Below are 13350 nucleotides of genomic sequence, written 5' to 3' on the forward strand. Positions count from 1 at the left end.
TTTATTTGATTTGCTAGTCCTTAGATAAGGGGCTAGTTTTTTTATTTTTAAATTCAAGTAATTTTTGTTGTAATTGGGGATATCGTTTAAAAAAGGCAACTAATATAGTAATGGCTTCTACTGTTGTATCTGATAAATAATGTTCCATAGCTTCTGCTTCATTTTCTTTATTACAATTACTATTAATTACAGCTAGAAATTCTTGCAGAGTCCGATTTCTAGTGACAAGAAATTTGCCTAGATGTTTTCCTTGAGAAGTTAATTCAATATTCTTATAGCGTTCATACTGCAAATAGCCTTTCTGACTTAGTTTCTTAACTGCTTTAGTAACTGAAGGCAAAGATACATTTAGCTTTTGAGCAATATCAGTGGTTCTAACGACTTGCTGTTGACTTGCAAAGCGATAAATTTCTTCTAAATAATCTTCTAAACTAGGGGACAACATATTTTATTACTCCTTATCTATATAAAGTGGCACTATCGTGCCACTAGCTAGTAGATAAAAGCTAGTAGCTAGTAGTAAATTCAAAACCAAAAAACAGTTCATAGCTAGAAATTATTGAATACTAGGTTAATGTTTTAGGTTTTGAATTTGCTTTTATTTTTTAACTACTAGCTCCTAGCTATTTACTTCTAACTATAAAGTTTCACTTTTAGTGAAACTTTATATAGATATTTATTCTTTATGGGATTAATTAAGAACAGGGAAATATTAAAAAATCTTTATTTGAAAATAAAAGTATGTTATTATAAATAGTAATGATAATTAATAAAGAGGTGAAATTTATGAGTAATTTAGTGATAGCATTTTTATTAACTCTATTTGCTGGTCTATCTACAGGAATAGGAAGTGCAATAGCTTTTTATAGTAAACGAACTAATACTTCATTTTTAGCTACAGCCTTAGGATTTTCAGCAGGAGTTATGATTTATGTTTCTTTTGTAGAGATTATAGTTAAAGCACGAGAATCTTTAACTGCTGCTCTGGGAGCAGGGTTAGGAGAGTGGATTACTGTCGCTTCATTTTTTGGGGGAGTTATCTTTATTGCAGTTATTGATAAGTTAGTACCAGAATTCGAAAATCCTCATGAAGCTAGAGATAAATCAGAATTAGAAGAGTTACATAATGAAGAAGTAATTGAAGATAAATCTCAACTATTAAGAATGGGTATGTTTTCTGCTTTAGCAATTGCTATTCATAACTTTCCAGAGGGATTAGCTACTTTTGCTTCAGCTTTAAGAGATCCGACAGTGGGGCTATCAATTGCAATTGCGATTGCAATTCACAATATTCCAGAAGGTATCTCAGTTTCAGTACCTATCTTTCATGCAACTGGAAATAGAAAAAAAGCATTTTTATATTCTATGCTTTCAGGTTTAGCAGAACCATTAGGAGCATTAGTAGGATATTTTATTTTTCGAACTGTATTTAATGATTTAACTTTTGGAATTTTATTTGCTAGTGTAGCAGGAATTATGGTCTTTATTTCTATTGATGAATTATTACCTACATCGAGGAAATATGGGAAAGGACACCAAGTTATTTATGGTTTTATAGCTGGAATGGGAGTTATGGCACTTAGTTTATTGTTATTTTAAATGATGATTGCTCTAAAGTAAGGAACCTGCTTCACGGCAGGTTCCTTTGTGATTAAAGTGTTTATTAGTTACTAAATAGGTTTATCCTATTTTATCAATTATAAAAAAATAATGCTACTGTACCTGGTCCAGCATGACTACCGATGGCAGCCCCTATTTTTGTAATAATAATATCTTCAACTTGAAATTCATCTTTGATTTTTTGCTCCAAAGTTTGAGCTAGTTCTTGATTTTGAGCGTGGCTAATACCAATTACTTGCTCTGATAAATCATTACCTCGCTCTTTCATCTTTTTAATCATGAAGCGAATAAATTTTCTCTTTCCGCGCACCTTACTAAGTGAAACTATCTTGCCTTTTGGAGTTATTTCAGCAATTGGCGTAATACTCAATAATTTTCCGATAAAGGCTTTAGTAGAGGAAATGCGGCCGCCTTGTTTAAGCATCTTTAATGAACCTACGGCAAAAATATGTTCAATAGTAGTTATTAAATTATTGATAGAATTAATAATTTCTTTTTTCCTCTTTCCTTCTTGTGCCAATTTAGCTGCTTTGATAGCTATCAGCCCTTGGCCCAATGAAGCAGCTTTAGAATCAATAATAGTTAAGTTATCTGAGTCAATCTTTTTTTGAGCCATCACTGCTGATTCATAGATTCCACTTAGCTGTGATGAAAAACTAATATAAATTACCTCTTCATATTTTTCAAGCAAATCTGAAAAAATATCATTAAATTGATGAGGTGTGATTCTAGAAGTAGTTGGTTTGTCAGAAACATCGTCTAATTTCTGATAAAACTCATCCGGAGTAATATCAACGGAATCTTTATATTGTTGATTATTTATTTCAACCGGAATAGGAATTAATTCAATATTATAGTGTTTAATTAATTCTGTGCTTAAATCTGCTCCACTATCAGTTACAATTTTGATAGAGTTCATAAAATCTCTCCTCCTAATATAGTATCCAATTAATAGTAATTCTAGAGGAAAAGATATTATCCTGCACTTAATCTATATAAAGTTTCACTGAAAGTGAAACTTTATAGCTAGAAGTAAATAGCTAGGAGCTAGTAGTTAAAAACATAAAATCAAAAGCAAGAGGCACAATCAAAAAATAAGCAACCTCAAAATGGTATATCCCTGCTCCCACACTTAAAGTAAGACTGCCTTGGATTGAGATAAAATTGTTTCGCAGCGTCTTTAAATCTAGTTTTTCAATGAGTCTTAATGAGGTATAATAAGCTGTAATTTTGAAAGTTTAATTTCTAATTTAATTCGTCCCTCATAACAATCACGTCCTGTGATATTCGGGACATTAAAACTTCCTGTTCGTCAAAACTAAATCATTTTTTATTATACGAATTTAGACGAATCAAACTAGATTTAGGAGCGAAGAAACCATTTTTATCTCAATCCGAAAGCTACACTTTATATAGATTATTTTTGTTTTGGTAGTTTATACTCTATTCCTTCAAAATAATTACCTAATAAAACTGAACTAATAATGACTAAAGGTAGTGAAACTCCTAATCTAATCAAGGTAAATTTAAGACCTAAAATTGAAGCTTCTATAATACTCATCGGAATCATGACTAAAGAAGCTGAAGTTACATAAGCAAAGATTGATTTATACTGTGCTCCTTTATGATATAATTCATTACCAACAGGGAAGGCTACAAAAGTACCTCCGACTGTGGTAGCAGCAAGTAAAATTGACCAAAAGTATTTTTCTATGCCTGAACTGTGACCAAAATTGTCTTCTATAGTCTCTCTTTTAACCCAGACATTGAATAGTCCAATTAATATGAAAGCTGGAGGTAGTAATTTAATCATATCCCAGGCAAAGATTTTAAAATTACCCCACATCTTAAGTCCAATTGAAATATCCAAAATAAAAGAACTAGCAATAAATAGAGTAAAGATTATAAAGACTCCTAAATTAATTTTATTTTTATTAGTCATTTTTAAAGAACCTCCCCATAAAATAGTCCCATAGCTATAGCAATTATAGCAGCGATAATAAAACTAGCTACATTTCTGATAATAGTTGCTTTATGTCCATAGTATTCTTTCTCAACAGGATAAGTAGCTACGCCAACCATCATAAGAGTGGTTACGAAAGCAGCTACTACCATGTAACTAACACCTTTCTCTACTAAAATTCCAGCTAAAGGATAAGAAATGAAACCAGGCATCATTGTTACTGAACCTAAGATTAATCCTGAAAGCAATCCTAACCATTGCGAATTTCCTCCTAAATAGTAGACAATAGTATCTTCAGAAATCAATAATACAATCGAAATTATAATTAGAATTTTGATATAGCCAGGTAATATTTTACTGAATTTTTTCCAAGCGACCTTTAATGCTTTAATGGTTTTTTTATAGTCAAAAATTGTTGATAAAACTAATGCTATGCCAGCTGTTAAATAAAGAAATTTCATAATTATCTCCTCCTTGCATTATACCCCCTAGGGGTATTCTTTAATTAAATTATATTGTATATTTACGATATTGTCAAGTGAATCATTTTTTAAATAGTCTATCTAGAAATTTAGTACTCCAATTTTTTAGTTGTAGAAAAATTTAAAAGTATGATATACTACAAGTAAAAGAATTTACACAATATAAAGAGTGAACTTCATTTCATTACTTTTTAGGAGGAAAAATATGGCTAGTAGAAAAGTATTGATTATAGATGATGATCAAAATATTTGTAAAATTTTAAAAGAATATTTAGTCTATGAAGACTTTGATGTTGTAACAGCTAATAGTGGGCAAGATGGATTAAAGAAAATTGAATCCGAAGTACCTGATTTAATTATTTTAGATATTATGTTACCAGAGATGGATGGATGGGAAATTTGCCAAGAATTAAGACCAGAAAATGATATACCAATTATTATGCTGAGTGCTAAAACTAAAGATACAGATAAGATTATGGGCTTGGAGTTAGGAGCAGATGATTATGTAACTAAACCCTTTAGTCCTAAAGAAGTTGTATCGCGAGTTAAAGCTGTTTTAAGGCGTAGTAGTTCAGAAGAAAAAGAGAGTAGTGAGCAAAAAATATTAAGTTTTCCAGAATTAGAGATAAGTAAAAGTTATAGAAGTGTAGAAGTTAAAGGAGAAGAAATTTCTCTAACTCCTAAAGAATTTGATTTACTATTAACACTTGCTTCATCTCCACGGCAGGTCTTTTCCCGTGAAAAATTATTAAATAAAGTGTGGGGTTATGATTATTATGGTGATGATCGGACAGTAGATACTCACATTAAATCACTGCGTCAAAAGTTGGGAGATCCTGTAAGGAATTATATTGAGACAGTGTGGGGGGTAGGCTATAAATTTGAAGTTTAACTTAGGAGATAATGTGCTATTTAATCGATTATTATTTAGGTTTTTAGCGATTGTGTTAATTATTGTAATCATTTCTGGCTTTGCAATAACGTACTTTGTTAAGAATTTTTATTTTAAAGAGAAGACTCAAGAAATAATTAATGAGAGCCAGGTTTTAGCTCGTTCTTTAGCTCAAGCTTTGGCCCAAGGTGATCTAAAGACAACCCAGAAATGGATTAAATTAATAGCCGAATTGAATTCAGGTCATGCCTGGTTAGTAACTAATAATGGTTATGTTATCTTATCTGACCCTTCTAGTTCAATTTCAAAAGAAGAACAGATAACTTCTTTTGAAGTAGAAAAAGTATTAAATGGCTATACAATTTCTAAACGAGTAGAAAGCTCCCGTTTTGATGAAGCAATGATGTTAGTAGGGTTACCAATGAATTATTCAGGTTCTAATAAAGTAGAAGCTGGGTTATTAATTTTTAGCTCTGTTTCAGGAATTAATTCGACCATTGCTCAAATTCAAAAAATAATGGCTTATTCTTTATTATTAGCAATTATATTAGCGTTAATAGTTTCTTATACCTGGGCCAAAGATCTTTCAAGTAAGTTAAAAAAGATGAGTGATATTGCTATACAGATGAGTGAAGGTAATTTTGATAAACGAATTAATATAGAAGATGACAGTGAAATAGGTAGTTTATCTGAAAGTATGAATTATTTAGCTAAAAAGTTGAAAGTGACTATTGATGACTTAACCCAAGAACGTAATAAATTAAAATATGTTTTAACAGGTATGGAAGAAGGAGTCTTAGTAGTTGATGAAGAAGAAAAAATTATTTTATTTAATCAATCCTTACAAAATCTTTTAAATTTAGAAAATAACTTAAGTGAAAAGAAATTGACAGCAGCAGTGCCAAATCAAGAAATTAAAGATGGATTTAAAAAAGTACTACAGACAGGAGAAGCAGAACATGGTGAATTTACTGTAACTAATAATGGTTTAGAGCGTCGAATACTAATTAATTATGCTCCAATCTATTTAGATAATGATCAATTATGGGCAGTAGTAGCTTTATTCAATGATATCAGCGAAAGATGGAGATTTGAAAAACTGCAGCAAAATTTTGTGGCTAATGTGTCTCATGAGTTAAAATCTCCTTTATCTTCGATTAAAGGTTCGGCTGAAGTTTTAGTAGATGGAGTTGTTCAAGATAAAGAAAGAGAAGATGAATATTTAGATATAATTTTAGATGAAACAGAACGCTTATCAAATATGGTAGAAGAAATTCTTGATTTAGCAGAGTTAAATACTAATGGAGTTAATTTAAATAGAGAAGAAGTAAGTTTAAAGGGATTTTTAATTGAAGTAAAAAATATTTTCACTAAGCAGTTTTCGAAAGAAGATGAACGGTTGAATTTGGAATTTTTAAGTACTGATTTTAATTATAGTTTAGACCGCGAAAAGATTAAACAAGTACTATTGAATCTATTAGATAATGCCTATAAGTATTCACCACCAGATACTTTGGTGACGTTAGGGGTTACTGAAGAGAGTGATAGCATTAAAATTTGGGTTAGTGATGAAGGTCCTGGGATTCCTCAAGATGAATTGCAGGATATTTGGAAGAGATTTTATAAAGTCGATAAAGCAAGAACTCCCGGCAAGAAAAAAGGAAGTGGTTTGGGATTGTCAATTGTTAAACAGATTATAGAGCAGCATCAAGGAAAAGTATTTGTTAATAGTCAGTTAGGTGAAGGATCTACCTTTGGGTTTTATTTACCAAAAAAATATTAATTTTTGCCACCGCCAGTTTTAATTAAAACTGGCGGTTTTCTTATAATAAAAACAGAATTCTCCTTCCATTATATGTAAATCTATAGTATAATTTAATTGTAAGTATTTTACATTAAATTATATATTAACGATTATTGTAATTAAATAATACAGTTAGTAATAGGTTTAATATTAAAATTATAGGGGAGGAGATTGAACTGAATTTTTCAAGTTCTCAGCAAAAGACAATCGTTTTTTTGTTAGGAGCAGTAGCATTAAGTTTGGGAACTGATTTTTTTATCTTAATTACACGATTGAAGAGTTATTTACCTGTATCTATTTTAGCATCATTAATTTTTTTCGGCACCACAGGAATTATAATTGGTTATAATTTTAAAAATAAATTACCGTGGGGATTAATTATATTAGTAGGAATTATTAGATTATTAGCTGGAACAGGAATCCATGGGCTTAACATTTATGAAGCATTAATTAGTTTAGCTATTTTAGCTGTATTTATCGATTTAGGAATCAGCTTTAAAATACCGCAAAATTATAGCTAGAAGGTAATAGTTAAGAGTCAGTACAATTAAAATCTTGTAATTAAAACAAAACTAACTTGATAAGACAGTCCCTGCTTACACTATTAAAGTAAAACTGTCATTAGATACCTGAGCAAGTTTTTCGTAGTGGCATTAAATTTAGAATGTTAATGAGTCTTAATGAAATGAATGCAAAATAATTTTGTTATCTTAATTTAAATTTAAATTAAGATAAATTGATTTTGCTTGAATGAATTTTAGACGAATCATTCTAAATTTTTGAACGAAGAAATGCTTGCTCAGGTATCTCGAAATTACACTTTATATAGATTTTATTTTTCTCTCAAACTTTTCTCACAAATCAAGAGTATAATTTTAATTGAAGAATGAGAAAGGAAGGGAAATAAAATGAAAGTAGAATTTTTTCAACCAGGTATGTTTTTTGATGAAAATGTAGAGTTTAGTATTTCAAAGGCTAAGATACAAGAAGATTTGCAAAAACTAATTGCTAAAGGTGCTAATATAGAAATACGTCCCTTCAATTGTAGTTTATCTGAGCTATTAAATGCTCAGATCTTTAAAATTGAATATTGGCAGTCGGCTTATAACGACCAAAAGATAGTTTTGATCAGTAAAAGTGGTACCCGATTAATAGTGGGTAGTTGAAAAATAAATGCTAATAGTTTATAGTTAATAATAAGAGGATTAATTTATTTAATTGCTATTAATTGAGGAGGGATAAAATGAGAAATAAGAAAAAATTAGTACTAACTAGCATTTTGATATTAGTGACTATTTTAGCTGCAGAGAGTTTAGTGGTTAATCCTACAGTTAGTGCATTTTGGCAGCAGGATAAAGAAGTGCAACAGAGAAAGGAAAATAAAAAACAAGTAATTGTTCCGCAAGAACAAGCAGTTACAAATGTTGTAGAAGATGTTGGACCAGCAGTAGTAAGTGTAGTTACAAAGCAAGTTATAAATTCTGAGCAACAGTTTTTTGTCCCTGTACCTCAACAACGTAAAGGATTAGGTTCTGGAATTATTATTGATAAAGAAGGTTATATTTTAACTAACCATCATGTAGTTAATAATGCTGATAAAATTAAAGTTTTATTATCTGATGGACGAGAATTAGAAGCAGAAGTAATGGGGGAAGATTGGAGAAATGATTTAGCAGTTTTAAAAGTTGAAGCAGAAGATTTGCCTGTAGCCCCCTTAGGAGATTCAAGTGAATTAAAGCCTGGTCAGTTAGCAATAGCCATCGGTAGTCCTTATGATGTAGAATTTAGAAATACTGTAACTACAGGTGTAGTAAGTGCTTTAAATAGAAGTATTAATATTGGTAAGCAGCCAGGAAATCAAAGGATTTTAGAGGGATTAATCCAAACAGATGTTTCAATCAATCCGGGTAATAGTGGTGGACCATTATTAAATAGTCAAGGAGAAGTAATTGCTATTAATACTGCTATTATGGGGAATGCGCAAGGAATTGGATTTGCCATTCCAATTAACAAAGCTAAAACAGTAATTGATGATTTAATTAAATATGGAAAAGTTAAACGACCATGGTTAGGAATTTATGGTACTAAATTAACAGATAAATTAGCTAATTATTATAATATACCGCAGTCTAAAGGTGTCTTAATAGTTAGAACAATTCTTGATAGCCCAGCTCACAAATCCGGTTTAGAAAAAGGAGATATTATAGTAGAAGCAGGACATAAAGAAGTAACTAGTATGAAGGAATTAAAAGAAATAATCGATTCTAAAGATATAGGTGATAAGGTTGAGTTATTAGTATTAAATAATAAAAATGGCAGTCTAACACCAGTCACAATAGAGTTAGGAGAGATGCCTTCTAAAAGATAATATTTTGTAGCTAAGAGCTCTTACGATTTCGTAAGAGCTCTTTTTAAATTACATAGTTAGAAGCTAGTAGCTAAGAGCTAATAGTTAAAAACCTAAAATTAAATTCAAAACCTAAAACATTAACCTAGTATTCAATAATTTCTAGCTATGAACTGTTTTTTAGTTTTGAATTTACTACTAGCTACTAGCTTTTATCTACTAGCTAGTGGCACGATAGTGCCACTTTATATAGATTAAAATTGATAATCGAGTTTAACTAAAGATTTAATATTTTCAGTGTGATTATCATAAGCAATATATGCTTCGATATCAATTGGTTTTAATCCTAATAAGTTAAAGTCTGTTTTATTTCCTAAACCATAAGTATAAGAATTTTCAAATGTATCTTTATAATCAATAAAGGTATAAATGCGAATATTAGTTAACTGTAAGACATTTAACTCAATAGGGTCAATGAAATCATGATTATAAATAAAGTCGATACCTGCTTGTAGTTTAGTATCTTCTTGTACTGAATCACCACGATAGATTAGAGGTGAAGGAATTATTTTAGTATTATTAAATACTACTTTAGGTTTTATTTGCCAGATATCACTAAGGTTATAGATGGTTTCTTGAGAAAAAATAGCTGTTAAGTCATTCTCTTTAGAAATCACAGCATTTACTTCTCCTTGAGTTTTTTCGCGTGGTGGTCCAAACTCATACTGACTACCTGCATATAAGAAAGGATTGTGACCGATGTTTCCTACCCCTAGTGAATAATTATTCTTGTTTTGATAGTATTTAATTTCAGTTCTAAAGTCACTATAACTGTTGTTATTAACTTCAAATTTTGATTTAAAAAAGAAGTCGGTACTAGGTGATAATTGTTTCCATCTTAATTGAATGTCAATATCTTGGGCTTCATTATTAGTAGTTAAGACTTTGCTTTCTAACTGACCATCTTCTAACTGAAATCCATATTCAGCTTGTTTGAAATAAGTTGTTAATATGTTGTGAGTTAAAAAATTAGTCTCTTTTCCTGTATGAAAGATAGGATTAAGTACTAAGGAATTATTTATTAAACGATCATTACGCAATAGCTCAAATTCGTCTGTTAAATCTATCATTTTGCGATTTTCTTGATAATTAATCTTGATTTTATTTGCGTGCAACTGCTTTTTAATAGTTGGCATTTTAGCCATAGTTGTTTTATAACCGATATCAATTAGTTTTTGAGCTTGAGTGAAATCCATAAAAGAATAGTTGCTCACATCATGATTAATCACAATATCAGCATACTGATTTAGTATTTTGTTAGCATTTTGCTGCTGCATTAAGTTAACAAAGCGGCCGATAGAGCGACTTGGAGTATTATATTTTTTATATGGTAATTTATCGAAAGCAGTAGTAGCAATTACAAAATCAGCTCCCAATATTTTAGCAGATTTAGCAGGTGACATTTCTACAATTCCCGGGTCAATTAAATAATGATTATCTTTTTGATAGGGAGGGAAATAATGAGGAATAGAATATGAACTTTGAATTACTTTTGAAATCTGACCAGTAGTAGTTAAGTATTTATTCCCTGAAGTTAAATCAAAACTCAGTAGAGCAGTTGGCGTAGGAAAATCTTCCAATTTTTTATAAGGAGCAATTTCTTCAATGAATTTATTTACCTGAGCAGTTTTTAATAAAGACTTATTAGAAGTGAAATTTAGATTAAATAATTTAGCAAAAGGATTTTTAGAAGCAATGTCTTCAATTTGTTCAATGGATAGACCGCTACCATACATTGTGCCAATGATAGAGCCCATGCTAGTACCAGTCACTAAATCAATAGGGACTTGTTCTTCAATTAATGCTTTAAGAACACCAATATTGACTAAAGCTCTGGCTCCACCTCCGCTTAAGGCAACAGCAACAGTAGGAGATTCAAGAGATTGGAATCTCTGATAATCTTCAATTAAGTATGCTTCATCATTGAGATGCACAGTTTCTGCCGCTAAAACAGATTGAAAATTTAATAATACTAATGCCAATAAAATTACTAAACAGATAAATTTTTGTTTCATCTTATAGAGGTCACCCTTTTCTTATTGAGAGAATTTATAATGATATTTAAGCATTAATATTAATTCTACTTTCATTATATAAGATTGCTAAACCCCTGTCAATTAGGATAGTAAACAAAAATAACTAGTTATAAAGTAAAATTGTTGACTTTGAGGTAAAGATTTGATAATATATTGACTACACGGTCAAACTGACTAGTCAGACAATAAGCGCAGAAAGGAGCTTTCTTCTATGGAGCAGAAAACAGAGCAAAAAAATCAAAGCAAAAAAGAAAAGGTTATTCAAGCTGCTATAAAATTATTTTCAGAACAGGGGTATCATGATACTGCTGTCTCTGAGATAGCTGATGAAGCTGAAGTAGCCAAAGGCACGGTTTATTGGTACTTTGATAGTAAGGAACAGTTGTTTTGGGGAATTATAGTTTCTGAATTAGAATCTCTTAATACTCAATTAAAGAAGAAATTAAATGCGGAACATCAAAGTAGTATAGACAAGATTGAATCCGTAATTAGATTATATTTAGAATTCTTTAAGAATGGAAAAGAAACAGCTAAAATGATTCAAGAATGTTCAGTTAATCCTGGTGAATACTTTTATAATGAAATGTATAAATTAAGGAATGAAGCAGTTGACTATTTAGCTGAGATAATTAAAGTTGGACAAAAAAATGGAGAAATTAAAGAAGATATAAACCAAGAGGAAGTAGCTAACTTTATTTTAGGCTCTATTTTTGGTAGTTATAATCCTCATGCATATAAGTTAAAAGATATAGAGGCAAAAGTTGATTTGGTATTAGATATTTTATGTAATGGGATTAAGGCATAGTTAGAGTAAAATAAATTTAATAAAGGAGGAGTTTTAATGAAGCGGAAATTGATTTATGCTTTGCTAGTAATATTAATAATTAGTTTTTCTACTGTTGGATTTGCTAATCAAGAAATCAATAAAGAAAAAGCAGTTGAACTAGCATTAAAACAAAATTCTGAAATTCAAAAACTGAGAAAAGAAATTGAGAAGACCCAGGCTCAGTTAGAAGAAGCAGAAGGAGCTTTTTATCCTACTATAGATTTAGGGACTTCCTATACTCGTTTTGAAAATAAACGTCAGTTAGGAGCAGGTGTTTCTTCTAATGATAGCTATAATGTTAGTTTGGATTTGAAGCAGCCATTATTTTTAGGTGGCGAGTTGAGAATCAATTATCAGATGATGAAGAATAGGTTACAGATGACTAAGTTGAATTTAGAACAAAAGAAGGAAGAAATTACTTATCAAGTTTTAAAGCAGTATTATAATGTATTAAAAGCTAAGAAGATGCTCAATGTGCGAGAACAACAGTTAAAGCAAAACAAGCGTTATGTAGAAGTTGCTAGAGCTAATAAGGAAGTAGGGACTCATACTAAGACAGATCTTTTGCAAGCTAAGGTTAGTTATAATCAAGCCCAACAAGAAAAATTAGTAGCAGAGAATAATTTAGAAACTGCTAAATTAGCTTTGAAGAATACTTTGAATTTAGCAGATGATAAAAACTTAACTATTACTGATAGTTTGAGTTGGGAGCAGAAAAAATTCAAATTAGATGAAGTTTATGATTATGCTTTGAATAATAAAGTTGCTTTTAAACTATTAAAATTACAGAAAGAAACTGCAGAGCTTGATTTACAGAGTAAGAAAAATCGAGATATCTATCCTGATGTTAACTTACTAGCAGGTTATGAAGCAACAGATGACCACTTGTCTGTGGATGGTAATTGGCAGACTACATTGAGTATTAGTTATAATATATTTAATGGTGGTCGAGACCAAGATAAGATTAAGCAGAAAGAAAAAGAGTTAGAAAAAGTAAAAATAGACGAAAAACAGACTAAAGATGATATTAAATTGGCAATAAAAAATTCTTTATTAAATCTTAGAGCAGCAAGAGATAGAATTAAATTAAGCAAATTGAATCTAAAGCAGGCTGAAGAAAATTTAGATGATAATGAATTCAAATTTAAAGAAGGTTTAATTACTAGTCTGGATTTATTAAATGTGCAGACTAGTTATCAGCAAGTTAAGATGCAGTATTATCAGGCGATTTATGACTATAATTTAGCAGTGGCTGAATTAAATAAAGCTATGGGAAAGATCGAAGAGCTAAATTAAAAATTAAAATTTGGGAGGAGATAG

General features: G+C 30.3%; 13 protein-coding genes. 8 read left to right on the forward strand and 5 right to left on the reverse strand.

Features of this window, described 5'->3' with window-relative positions; genetic code table 11:
• Positions 1-13: 13 nt before the first annotated feature.
• A complete protein-coding gene (locus JOC47_RS10760; protein ID WP_204702078.1) occupies positions 14-445 on the reverse strand; it encodes a metal-dependent transcriptional regulator in 432 nt (143 codons plus the stop codon).
• A gap of 341 nt (positions 446-786) precedes the next feature.
• Here JOC47_RS10760 and zupT point away from each other — a divergent pair, with 341 nt between their 5' ends.
• Entirely contained in the window at positions 787-1599 is an 813-nt protein-coding gene (zupT, locus tag JOC47_RS10765; RefSeq protein ID WP_204702079.1) for a zinc transporter ZupT, read from the forward strand.
• Between the two features lie 94 nt (positions 1600-1693).
• On the opposite strand, the gene JOC47_RS10770 is transcribed toward zupT, so the two are convergent.
• The 3 genes from JOC47_RS10770 to JOC47_RS10780 form a co-directional block, all read right to left on the reverse strand.
• A complete protein-coding gene (locus JOC47_RS10770; protein ID WP_204702080.1) occupies positions 1694-2539 on the reverse strand; it encodes a DegV family protein in 846 nt (281 codons plus the stop codon).
• A gap of 498 nt (positions 2540-3037) precedes the next feature.
• On the reverse strand, positions 3038-3562 hold the full coding sequence (locus tag JOC47_RS10775) for a permease (protein ID WP_204702081.1): 525 nt from the start codon (positions 3560-3562) through the stop codon (positions 3038-3040).
• 2 nt (positions 3563-3564) lie between these two features.
• Complete coding sequence (locus tag JOC47_RS10780) at positions 3565-4044, reverse strand: hypothetical protein (RefSeq protein ID WP_204702082.1); 480 nt, start codon at positions 4042-4044, stop codon at positions 3565-3567.
• Between the two features lie 226 nt (positions 4045-4270).
• On the opposite strand from JOC47_RS10780, the gene JOC47_RS10785 reads away from it, so the two are divergent.
• The 5 genes from JOC47_RS10785 (at position 4271) to JOC47_RS10805 (ending at position 9129) form a co-directional block, all read left to right on the forward strand.
• Positions 4271-4957 carry a response regulator transcription factor gene (locus tag JOC47_RS10785; protein ID WP_204702083.1) on the forward strand — a complete coding sequence of 229 codons (687 nt, stop codon included), beginning with the start codon at positions 4271-4273 and terminating at the stop codon, positions 4955-4957.
• The gene (locus tag JOC47_RS10790) at positions 4947-6740 is read left to right on the forward strand and encodes an ATP-binding protein (RefSeq protein ID WP_204702084.1); all 1794 of its coding nucleotides are present in this window, start codon (positions 4947-4949) and stop codon (positions 6738-6740) included. The genes JOC47_RS10785 and JOC47_RS10790 overlap by 11 nt, the downstream gene beginning before the upstream one ends.
• Positions 6741-7000: 260 nt before the next feature.
• Entirely contained in the window at positions 7001-7282 is a 282-nt protein-coding gene (locus tag JOC47_RS10795) for a hypothetical protein (protein ID WP_204702085.1), read from the forward strand.
• A 387-nt stretch (positions 7283-7669) separates the two neighbouring features.
• Positions 7670-7927, forward strand: a complete 258-nt coding sequence (locus JOC47_RS10800; protein WP_204702086.1) for a hypothetical protein — start codon at positions 7670-7672, stop codon at positions 7925-7927.
• Positions 7928-8004: 77 nt separating this feature from the next.
• Positions 8005-9129, forward strand: a complete 1125-nt coding sequence (locus JOC47_RS10805) for a S1C family serine protease (protein ID WP_204702087.1) — start codon at positions 8005-8007, stop codon at positions 9127-9129.
• Between the two features lie 233 nt (positions 9130-9362).
• On the opposite strand, the gene JOC47_RS10810 is transcribed toward JOC47_RS10805, so the two are convergent.
• Positions 9363-11183 (reverse strand): patatin-like phospholipase family protein, encoded by a 1821-nt coding sequence (locus JOC47_RS10810; protein WP_204702088.1) that lies wholly within the window; start codon positions 11181-11183, stop codon positions 9363-9365.
• Positions 11184-11415: 232 nt separating this feature from the next.
• On the opposite strand from JOC47_RS10810, the gene JOC47_RS10815 reads away from it, so the two are divergent.
• Entirely contained in the window at positions 11416-12009 is a 594-nt protein-coding gene (locus JOC47_RS10815; protein WP_204702089.1) for a TetR/AcrR family transcriptional regulator, read from the forward strand.
• Between the two features lie 36 nt (positions 12010-12045).
• The gene (locus tag JOC47_RS10820; RefSeq protein WP_204702090.1) at positions 12046-13326 is read left to right on the forward strand and encodes a TolC family protein; all 1281 of its coding nucleotides are present in this window, start codon (positions 12046-12048) and stop codon (positions 13324-13326) included.
• The last annotated feature ends 24 nt before the right edge of the window (positions 13327-13350 follow it).

Origin of the sequence: Halanaerobacter jeridensis, from assembly GCF_016908315.1 — a bacterium.
In the GTDB taxonomy this organism is placed as follows: domain Bacteria; phylum Bacillota; class Halanaerobiia; order Halobacteroidales; family Halobacteroidaceae; genus Halanaerobacter; species Halanaerobacter jeridensis.